Genomic DNA, 21,012 nt, shown 5'->3' on the forward strand with positions numbered 1-21,012 from the left:
ATTGGCTTTATGCTCTTGCTCATGTAAAATCAGTACAAGCTTATGAAATGAAAGGAGACAGTTTTTCTTGAAATCCATACTCATCGTCGAAGATGAGCAAGCTATTGCACGCGTACTGGCTGCTTATCTGAGAAAAGCAGAATTTGAAGTTCATCATGCAGCAGATGGACCGACTGCACTTACCCTTTTTGATTCCGTAACGCCTTCCCTTGTATTACTCGATGTAATGCTGCCAGGAATGGACGGTTGGGATCTACTGCGGATTATTCGTGAAAAAAGTGCTTGTCCCGTGATCATGCTAACCGCACTGGATGACATTTCAGACCGTCTCAACGGCTTGAATGCCGGTGCTGACGATTATATGAGCAAACCTTTTGTACCGGAAGAAGTGGTCGCGAGAGTTAATGCTGTGCTGCGTCGTAATCCACATTGGACCTCAGGTGGTGAAGAGAAGCGTTCCTTTGGTAATCTCGTCATTGATCTTGCTGCCAAGCAGGTGCTGCTGAACGGTGCAGAGGTTGCACTCACACCTCGTGACCTGTCGTTACTGCTATTCCTGTCCGATTATCCCAATCGTACATTTACCAGGGATCATCTTATTGAACAGGTATGGGGAATGGATTATGACGGCAGTGACCGTGCTGTGGATCTATCGATTAAACGACTACGTCAAGCACTCTCCCACTGGTTGCCCGAAACAGGAGAAATTCGGACGTTGCGAGGAATGGGGTATCAATTTTGGATCGCCAACTGAAACAGAAGAAACCCAAACGACCGATATCCATTCTGTCACACTGGACACTACGATATTTTCTAATTTTATGTATTGGTTTCACCATCATTGTGGCAGGGGCGCTCTACTGGATTCGAACAACCTCTATTGAAAAAAGCCTCAAAACCGCAGAGCTGCTTGGTCTGGAGATTGCAGATCGAGTGACCAGTGAAAATAATGTGCTTCGGGTTCCACCCGATCTGGACAGAATGGTAACCAAGCGAGAGAAGCTATTCAATACAGATCATTATTTTTGTGTCATGATCTTGGATAACAACAATCAATTAATCTTTTCCCAGCCTAAAATGGAGCAAAAAGATGTGCATTATCGACTGTCAGACGACTATCGTGAACCTCGTAATAACAAATATGCAGGTGTAACGGTCAACATATCCGAAGGTGATCAAACCATGGGTAAAGTGTGGGTCATGCAGTCGAAACAATCCATTACATTTGGTCCAGAGACCATATGGCTCGTTGCTCTAATCCTCGGAGGACTAATCCTCTGCGGATGGTTTACGATCTATCTCCTGTCCAGTAAGTTATCCAGACCTATTCGTCAGGTTGCCTATGCCGCTGAGCAGATTCGAGGTGGTAATTATGATGTGAGTCTTGATTTGAATACACGAGAGCGTGAGATCAACGAACTTGTCAGTTCATTCCGTGATATGGCCACTCGTTTGCAACAACTCGAAGAATGGCGAACAATTTCGCTGGCAGGGGTAAGCCATGAACTCAAGACACCGGTAACTTCCATCAAGGGGCTCGTTATGGCAGTACGTGACGATGTCGTGAGTCCACAGGAAGGGAAAGAATTTTTGGATATCGCTTTGAAGGAATCTGAACGTATGGAGCGAATGGTCGCAGATCTGCTTGACTATAACGCAATGGCTGCAGGAAGTGTTGCTGTTCGCAAGGAACGAACGGATCTGAAGCTATTGGTCGGTGAGATCATCTATCAGTGGAAGATTGCGTACGAGGATAAAATGCCGGAGGTTCAGTTGCACTCCCCTCCAGTTACGTTCTTTACGATGGGAGATGCTCTCCGCATTCAGCAGATCATTGTCAATTTGCTTAATAATGCACTTCATGCCACAGCTCCTGAACAAAAGGCTGTCTTCGATATTTATCTACGCGCAGAAGAACAGATGCTGTACGTTGACGTCAAGGACAACGGCACAGGCATCCCGGCAGAAGATCAACCCAAAATCTTTGAACGGTTCTATCGTGGAGAACTCAAGAAACGCCGTAACCGTGGTCTGGGCCTAGGATTAACATATAGTCGCTTACTCGCACAGGAACAGGGTGGTGAACTGACACTTGTCTCCAGCAGCCCGGAAGGAAGCATGTTCAGATTAAGCCTGCCACGCTGGACTGCAACGCAAGAAGCCATCACTACAGAAAAGGCATACGGAGCAGCCGTTAAAGTATAACGCACCACGCTAACATGCCAATTAGCCCAGGACTCCATTCAGGAGACTGGGCTATTTCGTTGTTGTTAGTACTCTAATACACGTGGCCTGTATTCCTCGTAAGCATCCGAGACCAATTCCTTATGAAGTGCACTGCTGGCAATGATCGCTTTCCGCTTTGCTTTCAGAACAATCTGCTCTACATCTGCATAACTGCATCCTGCCAAGCGTTCACATATGTAATCCTCCAACCTGCTCTCCTGTTCAAATGCCCCCACCAACTTGCTGATATACAATCTGCGACTTGCATCATCAGGCATACCATAGGTCATCTTGGTATCAAAACGCCGCCATATGGCGTGATCCAGTTGGGTTTCCAGATTCGTCGCAGCCACGAGAATACTGTCCCCATCGAATTCGTCCAGACATTGCAACAACGTATTGACGACACGTGCCATCTCTTTCACTTCATCATTACTCTCACGCGTACGCCCTATGGCATCAAATTCATCCAGAAATAACACACAGGGATTCATTCGTGCATATTCGAATAACTTCCGTACGTTACTCCCTGTCTCCCCAAGATGGCTATGAATGATCGCATCTAATCTCACGAGAACCAAAGGTAGATCCAGGCGCTCCGCCAGATGTGATGCCGTTAATGTTTTTCCCGTGCCCGGAGGTCCGAACATGACCATTTTGTTGGGGATCGATACATCATGCTCTCTGAATTTCTCTTTCATGCCCAGAATGGTGATAAACTCATTAATAATCCGTTCATTTTCAGCCGAAAATACAATATGCTGGGCTTTACGTCTGCACTCTTTCGGTGTGTAAAAAGCAGCCATATCGATTCCTTTCGCGCGGGGAATCCGATTCATATGATTTATTTTGCTCATGTATACACATGCTCCTTCATTTACGCTTTCGGTTTAATCGTAATTATTACTATTAAATAATAACATACTGCTGCCTTTTTGCAAAGATAACCACAGCGCGTCCACTATTTTGCCACAGAAGGTGGCATTTGGTTGCAAGCATCAAAAAAATTTGCTATTCTAAGTATGCATCGTTGTGTATAACGCAAAAAAGCCCTCTAAATTTCATGAGAGCAACAAATTTTTCCAGATTCGCAAGCGGCAACTTGCTATATCCGGATTCTTTATACCAACGAATGTAATCCAATTAAAGTGAGGTTAACAATCATGGCAAAAGACGTATTGTGTGAAGTTAATTCCTGTCGTCACTGGGCTCAAGAAAACAAATGTAGCGCTTCTTCGATCTACATCGTGAGCCACACTTCCAAAGATGGAGTTCGTCAGTCTGCTGAAACAGACTGCAAAACTTTTGAAGTGAAATAAGAAATTGCATATGATCCACTTAAAGGAGCCCTTACCGGTTCCTTTTTTCTTTGTCTATTGTAACAAGAATGATAATTATTATCAAGCCCCAATCTGCAAAAATCCTGCTCACCTCTTTAATGCACATTGGACAGATTGCCTACGTACACTACGTAAGAAGTCAGTCTGCCTATGAACGATTAGAACCAAGAGGTGAATAACAATGCCTGTTAAAAGCGGCGCACAGTATCTTGAACGAATTAATGCCCAGTCCGTCCCCTGCTGGTACAAAGGTAAGCTTATTACTGGAAAACGCTCTGAACATGTTGCATTTTCTGGCTTGATGGAGACTCAGAAATACATGTATGATCTGCAATCTGATCCTCAATTTGCGGGAACGATGACGTATGCCTCGCCGGCAGACGGTAAACCTGTGGGCATATCCTTCCTGCCTCCAACCAGTGTCGACGACCTCCGTAAACGCCGGGAAGGGATGAATATCTGGGCGAATGTGCATCATGGTTTTCTTGGTCGCTCACCCGATTACATGAATACAGCCATTATGGCCTTTTACACAGGTGCGGATCTCCTGAACGAATTATCTCCCCAATATGCAGAAAATCTCAAGAATTATTATGCGTACTGCCGTGACCATGATATCACACTATCCCATGCTTTCATTCAGCCACATGCCAGCAAAATATCGGGTCAAATGGATGCTACTGAGGATGCTATTGCCGCGAAGGTCGTAGATCGCACTGAGGAAGGTCTCATTATTAGCGGTGCATTCATGATGGCTACCCAAGCTGCAACTTCGGATGAGATTTTTGTCTATCCTTCACCTTCTCCTGCCCCATTTGATGATGAGAACCCATTTGCATTTTCCTTTGCTGTCCCGAATGATCTGCCAGGAATCAGTCTGGTATGCAGGGATACCTACGCAGCCGAATCTCATGCCAACTATCCCCTAAGTTCCAGATATGAAGAAATGGATAATATCGTCATCTTTGACCGGGTGCTCGTTCCGCATGAACGAATATTTTTTGCAGGAAGTGAGGAGATGTCCTCCCGTCTCTTCAGTGGCAGTCATTTTCATATTCATGCCGGTCATCAGGTATTGTGTCGTTATATTGCGAAGACGGAATTTATTCTTGGTACACTCCAGCTTCTCACGGATACCCTAGATCTGAATACGGAGACACATGTTATAGAAAAAACAGCACGTGTATTCGCGGGTCTTGAATCGTTAAAAGCGTTGGCCTTGGCTGCGGAAGCAGGTGCCATCCCTGATGGACGCGGATTTGTGTTACCTGCACCCAAACCATTGATGGCAGCCAATCTCCTTTTTCCAAAACTTTATCCTGAGATGATTGAAATCCTGCAACTCTTGGGTTCAAGCGGGGTGATTATGGTGCCTCAGGAAGAAGAGTTTCAATCCAATATCGCTCCTTCACTGAATATATATCTTAAAGGAAACGATATGACTTCTCACGAACGCAACGCGCTGTTCCGCCTGATCTGGGAACTTGGGGCGGGATCATTCGGGGGCAGACAGACCCAATTCGAACGATTCTTTTTTGGCAATACCATTACGGTATCGAATCGATTGTTCTCCGCCTGCAACAAGGATCAGACGAATCGTCAGCTCGTTCGTGATTTTCTGACTAACACCAACAAATAAGAGAACTAACAGATCATTTTTTAAACCAGATGGTCATAGACCGTCATCAGTTCAGAGGCTGGTCTGCTTGCATCCATATCCCGCATAGCAGGCTGGTCTCCGTAACCGATATGAAATACCCCGAGCACCTTCTCTTCACTATTCAAGCCCATCAAATTCATAAACACAGGATGTTGTTGATAATCATTGATCTTCCAGACGGCATTCAAGCCCTGTTCCGCAGCCAGAATAGTAAAGCGTTTGCTCCAGGCTTTGGCGGGTAGAAGATCATCCTCACGGGCATTGGTAGGCGCCACGACAACCAGATGGGCAGGGATGGCTTCCGTGTATTGATATGTAGCCCAGTCGCCGTAGAAATCGGCCAGATGGGGTGGATAGCTCTGTCTGACCGCTTCCAGATAAAGTTGACGTCCTTCGCCTGCGAACAACATAAACCGCCAGGGTTCTGAACTCAGTACATATAATGAAGGATCTGCTTCATCAAGCAGCTTTCGTATAACCGACTGTGGTACGGGCAACGGACTGAATTCGCAAGCTCCTGTACGTCTTTTGCCACTGCTTATATCTTGACTTAGACCGGTAGACATGGGAACTCCCCTCCTCTATCTGCATGATATATGGTTATCCTTCGACCATCTTCACATCAACCATGTTTTCTTCGGTTCGGCAGCTTCTGTTCTCCAGCGATCTACCTCTTCGTGTATCCGTGCTTTATCACGCGTTGTAAACCGCTCCGACTCCACCACTTCTGCTTGTGGCATGCTATCACGTATCAAGCGAATATAGTCCATGGAACGTACCAGCGACTGGCGTCCAGGGATGTATCTGATCTTGCGACCTTCCAGCAGGCAATAAATCTCGATCATACCCGGTAATTTACCGAAGGCTTCCCAGCAGAAAGCACTGACCATATGCTGAAATGCCTCAACCACGTTCGGATCATGGACAACCATATATTTCTGAACAAGCAGCGAATCCCAGCCTTCTGGTTGCCAGGCCGCCTGAAATATCATCGATAAATGCATGGATAATGAAGGTAACTCCGTTCTCCACTGTTCAAAAAGAATGGCTGGATGCTTCAGATCATCGTTCATTGCAATAGCGAGCGACAATTCATCCGTAATCTTGTTCTTCACATCCCAGTAATGGAGGACAGATTCGAAACCAGTTGTCTTCTTGGGCCACCACTTCTCAAGTAAATACTGTATGGGTACCTCTTTTCGAACATCGGGGTCGAGACTGTAAAAGGCATTGACCGCATGGCTGACCGCATACTGTACACGGTGCCTCCATTGCAGAGGAGAACGTTGCTCAGACACCGGTTCAGGGCGGATGAATCGGTGTGGGCTGCGCAGCATCTCTTCCAATCTGTAATCTTCAAGCAGACGTCCAGGAAGGTCATTCCTTCCGACCGGCATCGCTGCCTGAACATTATGTCTTAACATGACCTTTAGGACACCTGTAATCCGGCAGCAGCGAAACGTTTGCCAAAGTCACGGCATGTATCCTTCTCCTGCTCAAGCGGACTGTATTCAATCTTTAACATCTCTGGAGATACCTCCGCCCCACGCTCTTGCAGCTTGGCAGCCGCGAGATCAACTGCACCGCAGAACTGCTCATACGAGGTGTCACCACTACCGAACACCGCAGCTCTCTTTCCACTCAGATCAAGCTCATCCAGCTCCTCATAGAAATCCAGGAATTCATCTGGCAACTCCCCGTCTCCCCAAGTGTAGACGCCGATCATGAATCCGTCATAGTCCAATACATCAGCTGCATTACAATCCGTTACGGATTTCAGGTCTGCCTCGTGGCCTCCCTGTGAAATTCCTTCCACAATCAGTTCTGCAATTTCTTCTGTATTTCCCGTCATACTCGCATAAGCCACTAACAATTTAGCCATCTATTTTTCCCTCACTTTAGTTTGATCATGTTATATTCTCTCTCTGAAGAAAGAATGAATTTTGAATTAACAAAATCATATGTGATAATGATTATCATTGTCAAATTAAATTTTTGGTTATCTTTGTTTTTCAGTATATGGTGCACATTGAATTTCAACACAGCTAAAATACTTACTCCTTTCAGGACAGATTCGTTTGCTTCCTTCAATCCCCCCGTTCCCAACTGGCGTCCAAGCCCTTTTTTGTTGTACAATAGTATCCAAATGACTTTTGAAGGATGGATAAATCATTATGTACGTAGCTAAGAATTGGAAGGACTATGAAGTAATCGATACAGGAGGCGGCGAGAAACTGGAGCGTTGGGGAGATGTCATTTTGCGCAGACCCGATCCTCAGATCATCTGGCCCCTTGAGCAAGAAACGAATGAATGGCGTCAGGCGCATGGCCACTACCATCGTAGCTCCTCCGGTGGCGGTAACTGGGATATGAAAAAGCCCATTCCCGAGCGCTGGACAATCGGATACGAAAACTTGAAATTCCATATTAAACCGACCAGCTTCAAACATACCGGCCTGTTCCCTGAACAAGCGGCTAACTGGAGCTGGATGATGGATAAAATCTCCAATGCAGGACGCCCTATTTCTGTCTTGAACCTGTTTGCATATACAGGCGGAGCAACGGTAGCCGCTGCTTATGCAGGCGCTTCTGTAGTACACGTGGATGCAGCTAAAGGCATGGTTCAATGGGCCAAGGAAAATGTTCAATTATCCGGACTGGCTGATCGCCCTGTTCGTTTTATTACAGATGATGTATTCAAATTCGTACAACGGGAACAACGGCGCGGAAATCGTTATGACGCTATTATTATGGACCCTCCTTCTTATGGCCGCGGTCCGAATGGAGAGACATGGAAGCTGGAAGAGAACCTTTATCCTTTCCTGAAGTCATGTATGACGATTTTGTCGGATAATCCATTATTCATGCTGGTTAACTCCTATACCACAGGCATCTCCTCCACGGTTCTGCGCAATATGCTGACCATGACGATGTCTTCCCAGTACGGTGGTCAAATTACTGCAGGTGAAATTGGTCTGCCGATCACACGCAGTGGTCTTGATCTGCCTTGTGGTATTCTGGGCCGTTGGGAGTCCTAATCATGTCAGAACATCGGCATGGTCACGATGCGATTCCGATTTTGTTCGAAGACAACCATTTATTAGGTATTACGAAGCCTGTCAATGTACCTACTCAGGAAGATGCATCAGGCGATCCGGATTTGCTTACATTGCTGAAGCAGGATCTGAAAGAGCGATATAACAAACCCGGTAATGTCTATCTCGGGTTAGTGCACCGACTTGACCGTCCTGTTGGAGGGGCAATGATCTTCGCCAAAACATCCAAAGCAGCTTCGAGATTGTCCGAGACTGTAAGGGGACGTCATTTCCGTAAAATATATGCGGCTGTTGTTCATGGCAAGTTGCCTGCACAGCAGGGAACGTTAAAGCACACGCTGCTGAAAGATGCACGCACGAATATCGTTACGGTTGTGCCTAAGGGTACAGCTGGCGGTAAGGATGCCGTTCTGGATTACAGAGTTATTGGGGAGACAGACCGATATAGCCTCGTTCATATCGAACTGCACACCGGCAGATCTCATCAGATTCGGGTGCAAATGAAAGAAATCGGCTGTCCTCTCTACGGAGATCAGAAATACGGTGCAGGCGTCAATAAACCCGGACAACAAATTGCTCTGTGGTCTGTGATTGCAGCTTTTCCTCATCCGGTTACCAAGGAAGAAGTTATTTTGCAATCTTTGCCTGAAAGAGAATTTCCTTGGGCAGAATGGCCAGCTGCTGTGTACCAAAAAGCTTTTGAATAACTTCTATAAGTACGTGTTCAAACAGACTGGTTTTCAGTAGTTTTTTTGAACAACCTCTATAAGTGCACAGGATCAGGTCACATCTGTCCATATCACGTGTCGTTCAGATCCTGTATCTGAACGACACGTTTTTTAATATTTTCAGCTACATACCTAAGCTATAGAGAGGAGACATCATGATGACCCCATTTACCAAACAAGTCATTGCGATCATTGCGGCGATTCCTGAAGGTAAAGTGATGACTTACGGTCAGATTGCAGCCCACGCCGGAAGTCCAAGAGCCGCGAGACAAGTCGTACGAATCCTGCACTCGATGAGCCGCAAGGAACGTCTGCCCTGGCACCGTGTCGTTAATGCAAAAGGCGAAATCTCCATACCGGACGAACACTCGCGCATGATGCAGGAAACAGAACTGATTAGCGAGGGTGTCGAGTTTCAACTGAACGGAACCATAAACCTCAAACAGTTCGGACATGAGCCCGATCCTGTATTTCTTTTCGATCCATCGGCCCAGTCCGAATAAGACGTCTCCCCTCGTATCGCGCACAAAAAAAGAAAACTCCAGCGGTTATGGGCTCCCCCATTTCAACTGCTAGAGTTCTCTTTTTTTATTTATCCGATATTCGTTATGCTGTTGCCGTCACTTTTTCCTGTTCTACAGTACCAGGTTCAATAGCTGGTTTCGTTTTACGGATAAAGAATGCCATGATCAAAGCAACCACGGTCATTCCTGTAGCAACGATGAATGCATAGTTTACACCGTAAATCGTTGCATCTGCCGTAGCAGCTAACATCGCTGTCTTATCATTCGGATTAACCTGACCCGCAGCCACTGCATCAGCCAGATGTGTTTTGAGCTTACTGCTCATGATGGTCACGAGAATGGCTGTACCGATCGCACCAGCAACAGTACGCAATGTATTGGACATCGCTGTACCATGCGCGTTCAGACGCTGAGGCAGTTGATTCAGACCTGCTGTCTGGATCGGCATCATCAGCATCGACATACCGAACATACGAGCCGTGTAGATGAACATCATGTAACCATAAGTAGTATCTATTGCCAAGCGACTCAGTCCAAAAGTTGTAATTGCCGTAATGGCAAGACCTGCAACCGAAAGCCAGCGTGCGCCCACTTTATCAAATATGCGACCTGTAATTGGGGACATAATCCCCATCAATATCGCACCCGGCATCATCAGAAGCCCTGATTCAATCGGTGAGAATCCACGAATGTTTTGCAGGAAAATAGGAAGCAGGATCATCCCTGCAAACATTGCCATCGTCACGAGCATATTGATGATCGTTGTTAATGTATACATATTGTACTTAAAGATACGGAACTCGAGGAGCGGATGATCTGTTGTCAGCTGACGAATAACGAACAGAATCAGGGATATCGCACCTACAACCAGGCATCCAATGACAATTGCACTGCCCCATCCATCGGTACCCGCATCACTGAATCCGTAGAGCAAACTACCAAAACCAAGTGTAGATAAAATAACACCTGGGTAATCCAGTTTAGGTCTGGACTGACGTGTTACATTTTTGACAAAAGCAATACCAATTGCCGTTGCAATAATAGAGAATGGCAAGATGATGTAGAACAACAATCTCCAGGAATAATGCTCAACCACATAACCTGAAAGTGTAGGCCCAATCGCAGGAGCCAGAATCATCGCAATCCCCATGGTTCCCATGGCCTGACCGCGTTTCTCAATCGGGAAGATGGTCAGGAATACAACGGTCATAAGAGGCATCAGAATACCTGCACCAGCAGCCTGAATGACACGACCTACCATCAGAATGGTGAAGGTTGGACTAAGACCACAGACTAACGTCCCTATGGTAAAGAGAGTCATGGCTGTAATAAAAATTTGACGTGTTGAGAATTTCGCAATCAGATATGCCGTAACCGGAATCAGTACACCGTTGACGAGCATATAACCCGTAGTTAGCCATTGGGCTTTGTTAGCATTGATAGCGAGGTCTTCCATGATTTTAGGAAGCGCTACGTTCATCAGGGTTTGGTTCAGGAATGCCACAAAGGCACCAATTAACAATGCCGCTACAATTGGACCTTTCTTGATGTTGTCCATCGCAGAGGATGGAGCTGCAGCAGTAGTCGTACTCATATGTTGTTCATCTCTCTTCCTTGTAACTTTTCAATCATTTGACTATGAATTCTAAGTAGGTGCTCAAGGTCTTCCTTCGAAATATCCAGAATGGGTGACACTCTTTCCATCCACAAATGGTGCGTTTCCTGCTGGGCCTGTTCTCCTTTATCCGTGATTTGAAGTTTAACGGATCGGCGATCAGCATCTGAACGTGTCCGAACGATATACTCGCCCTTGACCAACCGCTCCACAACAGCACTCATGGAACTGCTGCCCATATGGCATAGCTCAGCCACTTCGTTGATGCCGATGGAAGGACGCTCCCTCAGGATGGATAACACCATAAACTGGATCGAAGTCAGCTCGATCTCTTTGTTTTCATTCCAAAATGCTCGAAAAAGCATTTGATTCACTTGGCGGAACGAATTGATAATATAGAATACTTCATACGTATCAGTCATTGTTTCACCCTTTTACTTTTGGAATATAATATTTCGTACACGAAATATCAGGGGAACAATTACTTATTATAACAAAAATATTTACATAGTCAACTCTTTACATATGATTTCATCAAAATAATATTAGGACATACTAAATGACATATATTCATGCCTTTAATCAACTAACTTGGACACAGTCTGTATCATATGTATTTTTCAAATAAAATAACCACAGGACTCCTGCATGAAACGAGCAGGCACACCTGTGGTTGTTCAGAAAAATCAACATGGTATCATACCGAAGTCGATAATGCAGGCTCTTTGGTCTTGGGCGTTGTCATTTTGCCTAACAGATATACCAACAGTTGTTGATTGTGCATCGAAATGTTACTGAGAACGGAATTCATGAATTCATTGCGGATGGTGATGCCACGCTCTGTCTCCATTCTCCCTTTGTCGGATAGAGATACCCACACAATGCGTCGATCCTGATTATCCCGATTCCTGCGAATCAGATCATTCTTCTCCATGCGATCGAGCAGCATCGTTACGGCAGCTGGCGTCGTCGCCAGAAAAGGAATCAGATCTGAAGGTTTCATCTTCTGATGATCCTCAAGCACCTCCAGAACAGCCAGCTGAGCCTCCGTCAATGAGGGTGCCAGCTCTTGATCCATGTGCAATTTATAATCTTTGGTTAGTCTGGACCAGCACTTGGCAAAATCGGAATTATACATCTTACATCGCTCCTCTCTGCAACCGGTTATCACTTCACCTGCTTAAGTTTTCGCGCTCCAAAGCCGCATTCCTGCTGACTTTTTTCAATTTCCTAGCGATCGACCGTAATCGACGAAGGTTGTTAAACTTCGCATGAATGCCCTCTTCTAATCCGCCTTTGAACAACAAAAAAAGACTCTTCGCATGACAGGATTAGCTGCTCTGCGAAAAGTCTCGTTTACTAACTTTTATGAAGATGATGCTGGTTGATTCTCATTAAAGTCCCTTAGAAGTTCAACGATCTCGTCCTGTTTGTCCACATGAACGAGCAGCTTGCCAATATGTTTGCGCTCGGTGATCGGAACACCTTCCGATGATATCGGAGCCACTTGGCCTTCCTTGGTCATTACCGTGATATTACGTTGCTCTTTACAATAAAACGCGCCAACAATGCGGCTACCATTCGGTTTAACGCGTTTGCCTTCCTTAAACTCGAATGTGGCAAGCCCCTTGCCTCCACGGCTCTGTATAGCGTAATCCAGAAGTAATGATCGTTTACCATATCCCAGATCGGACAACACGGCAACTTCACCTTCATCTCCTTCTACCCATAAAGCCGATACAACTTCATCTGTATCTCTTAACTGAATACCACGAACACCACCAGACACACGACCCATTGGATTGACTTCATCCTCTCGGAAACGAATCGCCATGGCTTCTTTCGTAATCAGCATAATATCTTGACCACCTGTACTTAGATGTACAGATAGCACCTCATCATCCTTGCCTACTTTACAAGCCGCAACTGCACCGGAACGCTTGGTAACGTAATCCTTCAGCTCCGTACGTTTCACCTGTCCTCTCCGCGTGACGAAGACCAGACTGTGATTCGGCTCTTCAAAGGATTTCACAGCAAGAACACTTGCAATACGGTCATCTTTCGCAAGTGGAATCACGTTCACAATTGCTGTGCCCGGGTCTTTCCACTTGAATTCAGGTACCTGGTGAACAGGTAACAGGAAATACTGACCTTTCCTCGTAAAGACAAGCAGATTCTCAAGCGTATTCACTTCCAGAACCTGAGCGATATAATCGCCGTCTTTCACACCACTTCCGCTCCGTTCACCACCAGAACGTGTAAAGGACTGCATGCCTGTACGTTTCACGTATCCCTCTTTGGATAACGTAACAAATACATCTTCCGCATTCACAAGTACTTCGAGATTAACTTTGAGTTCTTCTACTTCACCCTGGATCGCAGAACGACGGTCTATGCCGTATTTCTCACGAATCTCCATCAATTCTTTGCGGATAACTCCGATGAGCTTGCGATCACTATCCAGAATGGATTGTAATTGCGCAATCTTTTTCATCAGTTCACCGAGTTCCTTTTCCAGAGAATTGATCTCGAGATTCGTCAAACGGTACAATTGCAAAGTAAGGATGGAATCCGCTTGGCGTTCTGTGAATCCAAACATCCACATCAGGTTATTTTGGGCATCCTGACGGTTTTTCGATGCTTTGATCGCTGCAATGACCTCGTCAAGGATGTTAAGTGCTTTTACCAGGCCCTCGAGTACATGCGCACGGTCTTGCGCCTTCTCCAGCTCAAACCGGGTACGGAATGTCACAACTTCCCGCTGATGGGCAATGTAAGCCTCCAGGATCGATTTCAATCCTAATTGGTGAGGTGCTTTATTCACAATCGCAACCATATTGAAGTTATAGGTGACTTGCAGGTCGGTTTTCTTCAGCAAATAAGCCAAAATGCCTTGTGCATCCGCTTCTTTTTTCAGCTCAACCACGATTCGCAGACCTTCACGTCCACTCTCATCACGCACTTCAGCAATACCTTCAACCTTCTTCTCAAGTCGAATGTTCTCCATCGCTGTAACCAGACGAGACTTCACGACCTGATAAGGGATCTCGGTAATAACGATTTGCTGTTTGCCACCACGCATGTTTTCAATCTCGGTTTTGGACCGGATATAGATCCGTCCTTTACCTGTGCGATAGGCATCCAGAATGCCGTCGCCGCCCATAATCAATCCGCCTGTCGGAAAGTCAGGACCTTTCATGAACATCATGATCTCGTCAAGCTCAATGGACGGTTTTTCCATTACAGCGATGGAAGCATCAATGACTTCACGCAAATTGTGCGGAGGAATCTCCGTTGCAAACCCAGAGGAAATTCCGCTGACGCCATTCACCAGCAAGTTCGGATAACGGGATGGCAATACAACCGGTTCTTTGGCCGTATTATCAAAGTTATCCTTAAACAGAACGGTCCGTTTCTCGATATCGCGAAGCATCTCCATCGCGATGGGCGACAAACGGGCCTCCGTATACCGCATCGCCGCTGCCGGGTCATCATCCTGTGATCCCCAGTTACCATGACCGTCCACGAGCATATGGCCCATTTTCCATGGCTGTGCCATCCGCACCATACCCTCATAGATAGAGGAGTCACCGTGAGGATGATAATTACCCATTACGTCCCCAACGGTTTTGGCAGACTTGCGGTAAGTCTTGTCAGGCGTATTACCTGAATCGTACATAGCGTACAGAATACGCCGTTGTACTGGCTTCAACCCATCCCGTACGTCGGGAATGGCTCGATCCTGAATAATATATTTGGAGTAGCGACCGAAACGGTCCCCTACGACCTCTTCGAGAAAGGCCGGCATAAATTGTTCTGATGGACTCATTCCAAGCACCTTCTATTCTTCGTACTCTGTAAAGTCGACGTTCTCTACAATCCAGCGTTTACGCGGATCAACCTTATCACCCATGAGCGTAGATACACGACGTTCTGCTTTTGCTGCATCAACAATCTGTACCTTCAGCATCGCACGAGTTTCCGGATTCATCGTTGTCTCCCATAGTTGATCCGGATTCATCTCACCAAGCCCTTTATAACGTTGAAGCTCAACATTATTACCGAATTCCTTCATATAATTCGCCAGTTCTTCATCCGTCCATGCATATCGAACGCTCGCAAGCTTACCAGACTTACGAGTAAGTTTGTACAATGGTGGCTGAGCTATATATACTTTGCCTGCGTCAATTAATGGCTTCATATAACGATAAAAGAAGGTTAACAACAGCACCTGAATATGTGCGCCGTCCGTATCGGCATCGGTCATAATGATAATTTTGGAATAATTGCTGTCTTCAACTGCAAATTCGGTTCCAATGCCCGCCCCGATCGCCGCTGTGATCGCACGGTATTCTTCATTTTTGAGAATATCAGCCAGCTTCGATTTTTCCGGATTGAGCGGTTTTCCCTTGAGGGGCAAAATAGCCTGAATCTTCGAGTCGCGTCCCTGTTTGGCAGAACCACCTGCGGAATCACCTTCGACAATAAATAACTCATTGCGGGTAAAATCCTTCGATTGCGCCGGCGTGAGCTTGCCGTTCAGGTTGGAACTTTCGCTTCGTTTCTTGCCTGTACGCATATCATCACGTGCTTTGCGGGCTGCTTCTCTGGCTCTGGAGGCTTGAACCGCTTTACGAATTAACGTCTGCGCTACCTGCGGGTTTTCTTCCAGGAACCTTTGAATATTCTCGGACACGACCGAATCTACTGCACTTCGTGCGGAAGCGCTACCGAGCTGATCCTTCGTCTGACCTACGAACTCAACCTCTGACATTTTGACACTGATGACGGCCATCATACCTTCACGCAAATCATTGCCTTCGAGGTTTTTATCTTTTTCCTTAATCATGCTGGTACGCCGTGCGTAGTCATTCATTACACGAGTGTACGCAGCCCTGAATCCGGTCTCATGAGTACCGCCACCCCGAGTAGGGATCGAGTTCACGAACGAAGCCAGCGTTTCGGTATAACCTGCGTTATACTGGATCGCCACTTCAACTTCAATGTCATCCTTCTCCGCATAGAAGTGAATGACATCATGCAGCACGTCTTTATTTTCGTTAAGAAAAGCAACAAACTGGCTTGCTCCGCCTTCATACATATATTCATCTTGATTACCTGAACGTTCGTCCTTGAGCACAATTCTCAGACCTGAATTCAGAAAAGCAATCTCCTGAAGACGTTCTGCCAGTGTATCATAATTAAATTGAATGCCGCTCTGGAACACACGAATATCCGGTTTAAATGTAACTTTCGTACCTGTCCGGTTGGTATTGCCCAATACTTCGAGACCCGACACCGGTTCTCCGACATGTTCAATCCCTTTTTTGTCCTGCCAATACTCGAATCGCTGACGATGAATCTTGCCATCACGGAAAATTTCGACTTCAAGCCATTCGGACAATGCGTTTGTAACTGACGCACCTACACCGTGCAAACCGCCGGATTTTTTGTATCCTGATCCACCGAACTTTCCGCCTGCGTGCAAAATCGTAAACACGACCTGGGGAGTAGGAATCCCTGTTTTATGTATACCTGTCGGAATTCCCCTTCCGTTATCCTGAACCGTAATAGAACCGTCCTTATGCAGCGTGATATCGATTTTGGAGCAGAATTTGGCGAGATGTTCGTCGACAGCGTTGTCCACTATTTCCCATACCAAATGATGTAGACCTGAAGTGCTGGTGCTGCCGATGTACATCCCCGGCCGTTTCCGTACCGCTACCAACCCTTCAAGTACTTGAATGTCGTCCGCGTCGTAGCCTGAAGACCCCTGTCCTCCGCCTGTCGAACCTGCCGACATATCGATTTGCTCGACCATTCATGCTCCCCCTTCTTAACTTGCAACTAAAAAAATGCCTAAAATGCAAACAGATGTTTTCTTATCCTTGTCCATTTTAATTCAAGATATCCCGTTTCGTAAAGACAAGGAATGACACAATCAGTGAAGCAACGCCCCAAACACTAAGCACAATAAGGGAAAAACCTAAATTCATACCCTCGATTGGCGGTAATCCACCAGACAAATAATCAGGAAGTTCGAGGTTAACCATGAACAGATACTTCGCTGTCTGCCAGGATGCTGCCATACTGGTCAAGATTGTTCCTGCAATCAAAGCGGCCATCATGATAACAATACTTGCAGCAGTACTGCGCACAAGCACAGATACCATAAATGCAAGCATAGCCACAATTACACTCACAAACCAGATCAGTCCTGCCTGCATGAGCATATACAGCCACTGGTCTACAGCATGCACTGCCGACATATCGACATCGGTTCCCACTACCTTGAATCCTGTGAAGATCGGCATGTTGAAGCCTTTGTAGCCAAAGACGGCACCCGATATGACATAACATATAATGTAGGCTGATACCACTATGATCGAAACAAACATAATCAGCGTAATTAATTTGCTCAGAAGTACTTTCCAGCGTCTAACCGGACGCGTTAAAAGCATTTTAATCGTACCTGTCGTACGTTCACCTGAAACAAGATCCGAAGCAATAGCCATGATTAACAGTGGAATAAACAATCCTACTGCATTGTTCATGAACTCCCTCGTAAAAGTAACACCACCAGGTTCTTTGGGATTGATGTCATTTTCGAGATAGTACTGCATCTGCTGGATATATACTGTTCTATATTTCTTATATTCTTCAGGTACCCGATCGCTACCGAGCGAGTTTTGATTGTCTGTGATGGCCTGTTGCAGTTCAAGCCGCCAATCGCCGCCGAATTTGTCCCGATTATTCTCCGCAGATTTCATCTGGGCATACGTAAACATCGGTACGAGGATCGCAAGTACAATAAATATAATATAAAGCCGTTTTTTCTTCACCATCTTAATCGTTTCATTGCGAATCAGCGGCATGATATTATTCAATGGATTCACCTTCTGTCATTTTTAAGAATAGTTGTTCGAGCGTAGGCTGAATCCGCTGTACCCCTTCAACCTGTACACCAGCTTGAACCATCTGTTGCACCATATCAGGAATTCGATCTTCGTGCATCTCGGCAACCACAGCGTTGGGACCAAGTCCCGCAACAATGGTATCATCCATCACATCGGCTGGTCGACCTACCAGAGCAATACCTGCATCCTGCAACATTTTTTTGCCTTGCTCCAGTGGTGAAACATGCCATATAGCCAACTTCGAATGATCTTCAATCAGCTCGCTAACGCCTCCAACGGCAAGCACACGTCCAGCACTGATAATGGCTACTCTGTCACAGAGAAGCTGGATCTCACTTAGCAAGTGACTGCTGACAAATACAGCCATACCTTCACTGGCAAGTTGTTTAATAAAGACCCGTAGTTCCTTAATGCCTTTCGGATCAAGGCCATTTGTCGGTTCATCCAAAATAAGCAGACGTGGACGCCCAAGCAACGCTTGCGCAATACCGAGGCGTTGACGCATACCCAGTGAGTATGTTCTGACTTTATCGTGAATGCGCTGATCCAAACGTACAATATCCACGACTTCCTGAATACGCTCATTGTCCACACCTGGTTGCATGCGGGCAAAATGCTCCAAGTTCTCCCACCCGGTCAGATATGTATATACCTCCGGATTCTCAACAATAGAGCCTACGTACTTCAAAGCACGCTCAGGGTCCCGATTCACATCATAACCACAGACTTTAATTTTACCTTCTGTAGGTTTGATCAGATCGACCAGCATCCGTATCGTAGTTGTTTTGCCAGCACCGTTGGGACCGAGAAATCCGAAGATTTCACCAGGTTTTACGTCAAATGTAACGTCCTTAATGATCCATTTGCGTCCGATCCGCTTTTTCAGATTCTGTACGGATAGGACGGAATCATACTGCTGCTCTGCCATTTAATTTCCGCTCCCTTCTGCCGGTGTATCCGCCTGAAATTCCTGTGCAATCCGAACTGCAATCTGCTCATAACCTTGTCCGTTCGGATGGAAATGATCTGAAGAGAGATACTCCCCCAGATGATTTTCAAATAAATCGAATGTAGGGACTAGTGTCATCTTGTCCTCATTGTTCAAAATAGCCAGCGCAGCATCGTTCCATGCAGCAACAACGGCATTACCTGGCTTCTCCAGTTCCTTCACATCTCCAAATGGATTGTACAACCCTATGTACGCAATCTGTGCATCAGGATTGATTTCTTTTACTTTCTTCAATATCTCTTGAAGACGTTTCGATGTTTCCGGCAAAGCCGCTGCCAATTGCTCTGCTGTTGGCGGATCTTCCCCTTGCAAAACTTGCCCCCCCTGGAATAGATCATTCGCTCCGATGGAGAGTAAAATAAAATTAGATTGCTGAAGTACATAACGTACACCTTGCTCATCCAGTTTTGTCAATAAAGCATCTGTTCTCAATCCGTTAACACCCAGATTATTAAGAACTTGAACGTCATATCCTTTATCTTTGAGCAGATTCCCTGCACGTCTCACAAAACCAAGTCCTTCATCATCCCCCGTACCTCTTGCCAAGGAATCGCCGATGACGGCCATCCGAATCTTGCCATCTTCCACGACAGCCGTTTGCCCCTCGTTATTCTTTGGTGGTGCAGTTGTCTCCGGACCTGTAGTTAATGCGGAATCTCCCTCGGGGAAAATCACGTCTTTTATGGCGTATCCAAATCCAAATAACAACAACAAAGTTGCCAAGATGGATACTGTACTAACGGTTCTCCAGATCCATGGTGCTGAATCAAGGTTTTTTTTCTTTTTCATCATCACATCTCCGCTCAAGTACACCGATCCGGGTGCTTTATAATTTATAATGACTTTACATTAAGGCGTGTCTGAAAATCCGCTTCCTTCGGAGTTTTCAGACACGCCTTAATGAGGCTATTCCTAAATAACATAAATGTTCTGTCGTTAATTTGCAAATTTTGGCGCCACATTCGTAAAATTCATTTTGTATATGTCATTTTACGGAAAAAAGGTTATGCCACACACAGATTTCAACTGTGCTGGCATAACCTTTTGCAAAACAAATCTACATTTACTTCATTAAGAAATCTTATTTACCGATAAATTCTTGAGCCCAATATCCATTGTAGAAACCTACACCGATATGCGTAAAGTTTTTGCTCAAAATATTGGCACGGTGGCCTTCACTATTCATCCAGGCTGTTACAACTTCCTGCGGTGTTTTTTGTCCTTTGGCAATGTTCTCACCTGCATAGCTGTATGTTACTCCGAATTGTTTCATCATATCAAACGGAGAACCATATGTTGGTGACTGGTGATCAAAATAGTTATTGTTGCTCATATCTTTTACTTTGGCTACAGCTACTTTGTCCAGAAGGGCATCCGAAGAAAGAGCGCTCAGACCTGCTTTGGCACGCTCAGCGTTCACAAGTTTTACAACTTGAGTAGCAAAGTCTGATTGTGTGCTTTCGCTACCGCTATTACTTGTATTGTTACCTGTATTACCTGTGTTCGAAGGATCTTTAGCCGGTGTAGTTGCCGGTTTTTCTTCTTGAGTTGGTTGGGTAGGTTTTGTCGGTTGCTCGGGCTTAGTTGTTGGCTCAGTAGGTTTTGTTGTCGGTTCAGCAGGTTTAGTGGTTTGATCAGGCTGCGTAGCAGGCTTCTCTACAATTTGTCCTTCGGATAGGGTATATCCGTTTTGTTTGAGCCATTGCTCAATGTATGCTTTCAGGCTGTCTGTACTTGTAATCTTGTACGTTGCGGTAGTCTTATATGTTGAATCTGCAGCAGACGCGGAAGCAGGGAGCATAACCCCTACGGCCAGTACGGCTGTCAGACTGCTCGTCACGACGGTTTTCATCCATTTCTTTTTCAAATTCATTCATCTCCTTAAGATTAGTTATTACAACTTTGTAATTAATACTCTAGCAGTATATCAATTCATA

20 protein-coding genes are annotated in these 21,012 nt (G+C 45.7%); 7 read left to right on the plus strand and 13 right to left on the minus strand.

Annotated features, from left to right (window positions below; translation table 11 throughout):
* The first annotated feature begins 67 nt into the window (after positions 1–67).
* Both OM416_RS04210 and OM416_RS04215 read left to right on the plus strand, forming a co-directional pair.
* Positions 68–754, plus strand: coding sequence for a response regulator transcription factor (locus OM416_RS04210; protein ID WP_062835107.1), 687 nt, complete (start codon positions 68–70; stop codon positions 752–754).
* On the plus strand, positions 739–2,205 hold the full coding sequence (locus OM416_RS04215; RefSeq protein WP_264927304.1) for a sensor histidine kinase: 1,467 nt from the start codon (positions 739–741) through the stop codon (positions 2,203–2,205). Before OM416_RS04210 ends, OM416_RS04215 begins: the two co-directional genes overlap by 16 nt.
* A gap of 65 nt (positions 2,206–2,270) precedes the next feature.
* Here OM416_RS04215 and OM416_RS04220 read toward each other — a convergent pair whose 3' ends face one another.
* Positions 2,271–3,083, minus strand: coding sequence for an AAA family ATPase (locus OM416_RS04220; protein WP_264927306.1), 813 nt, complete (start codon positions 3,081–3,083; stop codon positions 2,271–2,273).
* Between the two features lie 306 nt (positions 3,084–3,389).
* Here OM416_RS04220 and OM416_RS04225 point away from each other — a divergent pair, with 306 nt between their 5' ends.
* Both OM416_RS04225 and OM416_RS04230 read left to right on the plus strand, forming a co-directional pair.
* The gene (locus tag OM416_RS04225) at positions 3,390–3,545 is read left to right on the plus strand and encodes a DUF1540 domain-containing protein (protein ID WP_264927308.1); all 156 of its coding nucleotides are present in this window, start codon (positions 3,390–3,392) and stop codon (positions 3,543–3,545) included.
* A 202-nt stretch (positions 3,546–3,747) separates the two neighbouring features.
* Entirely contained in the window at positions 3,748–5,205 is a 1,458-nt protein-coding gene (locus OM416_RS04230; protein WP_264927310.1) for a 4-hydroxyphenylacetate 3-hydroxylase N-terminal domain-containing protein, read from the plus strand.
* Between the two features lie 20 nt (positions 5,206–5,225).
* Here the strand turns inward: OM416_RS04230 and OM416_RS04235 are convergent, their stop codons facing one another.
* The 3 genes from OM416_RS04235 to OM416_RS04245 are packed head-to-tail and all read right to left on the minus strand — an operon-like array spanning position 5,226 to position 7,108.
* On the minus strand, positions 5,226–5,792 hold the full coding sequence (locus OM416_RS04235; protein WP_264927312.1) for a nitroreductase family protein: 567 nt from the start codon (positions 5,790–5,792) through the stop codon (positions 5,226–5,228).
* 51 nt (positions 5,793–5,843) lie between these two features.
* Positions 5,844–6,650 carry a hypothetical protein gene (locus tag OM416_RS04240; RefSeq protein ID WP_264927314.1) on the minus strand — a complete coding sequence of 269 codons (807 nt, stop codon included), beginning with the start codon at positions 6,648–6,650 and terminating at the stop codon, positions 5,844–5,846.
* A gap of 5 nt (positions 6,651–6,655) precedes the next feature.
* Positions 6,656–7,108 (minus strand): flavodoxin, encoded by a 453-nt coding sequence (locus OM416_RS04245; protein WP_264927316.1) that lies wholly within the window; start codon positions 7,106–7,108, stop codon positions 6,656–6,658.
* A 292-nt stretch (positions 7,109–7,400) separates the two neighbouring features.
* On the opposite strand from OM416_RS04245, the gene OM416_RS04250 reads away from it, so the two are divergent.
* The 3 genes from OM416_RS04250 to OM416_RS04260 all read left to right on the plus strand — a co-directional run bounded on the left by OM416_RS04250 (position 7,401) and on the right by OM416_RS04260 (position 9,513).
* Positions 7,401–8,264, plus strand: coding sequence for a class I SAM-dependent methyltransferase (locus OM416_RS04250; RefSeq protein ID WP_062835114.1), 864 nt, complete (start codon positions 7,401–7,403; stop codon positions 8,262–8,264).
* Between the two features lie 2 nt (positions 8,265–8,266).
* Entirely contained in the window at positions 8,267–8,989 is a 723-nt protein-coding gene (locus OM416_RS04255; RefSeq protein WP_264927319.1) for an RluA family pseudouridine synthase, read from the plus strand.
* Between the two features lie 179 nt (positions 8,990–9,168).
* The gene (locus OM416_RS04260; protein WP_264928806.1) at positions 9,169–9,513 is read left to right on the plus strand and encodes an MGMT family protein; all 345 of its coding nucleotides are present in this window, start codon (positions 9,169–9,171) and stop codon (positions 9,511–9,513) included.
* Positions 9,514–9,616: 103 nt separating this feature from the next.
* Here the strand turns inward: OM416_RS04260 and OM416_RS04265 are convergent, their stop codons facing one another.
* From OM416_RS04265 to OM416_RS04305, 9 genes are all read right to left on the minus strand, one after another.
* A complete protein-coding gene (locus OM416_RS04265; protein ID WP_264927321.1) occupies positions 9,617–11,128 on the minus strand; it encodes a DHA2 family efflux MFS transporter permease subunit in 1,512 nt (503 codons plus the stop codon).
* Positions 11,125–11,571, minus strand: a complete 447-nt coding sequence (locus tag OM416_RS04270) for a MarR family winged helix-turn-helix transcriptional regulator (RefSeq protein ID WP_062835118.1) — start codon at positions 11,569–11,571, stop codon at positions 11,125–11,127. The genes OM416_RS04265 and OM416_RS04270 overlap by 4 nt, the downstream gene beginning before the upstream one ends.
* A gap of 275 nt (positions 11,572–11,846) precedes the next feature.
* Positions 11,847–12,287, minus strand: coding sequence for a MarR family winged helix-turn-helix transcriptional regulator (locus OM416_RS04275; protein ID WP_062835119.1), 441 nt, complete (start codon positions 12,285–12,287; stop codon positions 11,847–11,849).
* A gap of 228 nt (positions 12,288–12,515) precedes the next feature.
* Positions 12,516–14,978, minus strand: coding sequence for a DNA gyrase subunit A (gyrA, locus tag OM416_RS04280; RefSeq protein WP_264927325.1), 2,463 nt, complete (start codon positions 14,976–14,978; stop codon positions 12,516–12,518).
* Between the two features lie 12 nt (positions 14,979–14,990).
* Complete coding sequence (parE, locus tag OM416_RS04285; RefSeq protein WP_264927327.1) at positions 14,991–16,970, minus strand: DNA topoisomerase IV subunit B; 1,980 nt, start codon at positions 16,968–16,970, stop codon at positions 14,991–14,993.
* Positions 16,971–17,046: 76 nt separating this feature from the next.
* Complete coding sequence (locus OM416_RS04290) at positions 17,047–18,036, minus strand: ABC transporter permease (RefSeq protein ID WP_145148733.1); 990 nt, start codon at positions 18,034–18,036, stop codon at positions 17,047–17,049.
* Complete coding sequence (locus OM416_RS04295; protein ID WP_100527270.1) at positions 18,029–18,994, minus strand: ABC transporter ATP-binding protein; 966 nt, start codon at positions 18,992–18,994, stop codon at positions 18,029–18,031. Before OM416_RS04295 ends, OM416_RS04290 begins: the two co-directional genes overlap by 8 nt.
* Positions 18,995–19,867 (minus strand): GDSL-type esterase/lipase family protein, encoded by an 873-nt coding sequence (locus tag OM416_RS04300; RefSeq protein WP_264927332.1) that lies wholly within the window; start codon positions 19,865–19,867, stop codon positions 18,995–18,997.
* 289 nt (positions 19,868–20,156) lie between these two features.
* On the minus strand, positions 20,157–20,942 hold the full coding sequence (locus OM416_RS04305; RefSeq protein WP_264927334.1) for a CAP domain-containing protein: 786 nt from the start codon (positions 20,940–20,942) through the stop codon (positions 20,157–20,159).
* Between the last annotated feature and the right edge of the window lie 70 nt (positions 20,943–21,012).

Origin of the sequence: Paenibacillus sp. LS1, from assembly GCF_026013365.1 — a bacterium.
Lineage (GTDB): Bacteria > Bacillota > Bacilli > Paenibacillales > Paenibacillaceae > Paenibacillus.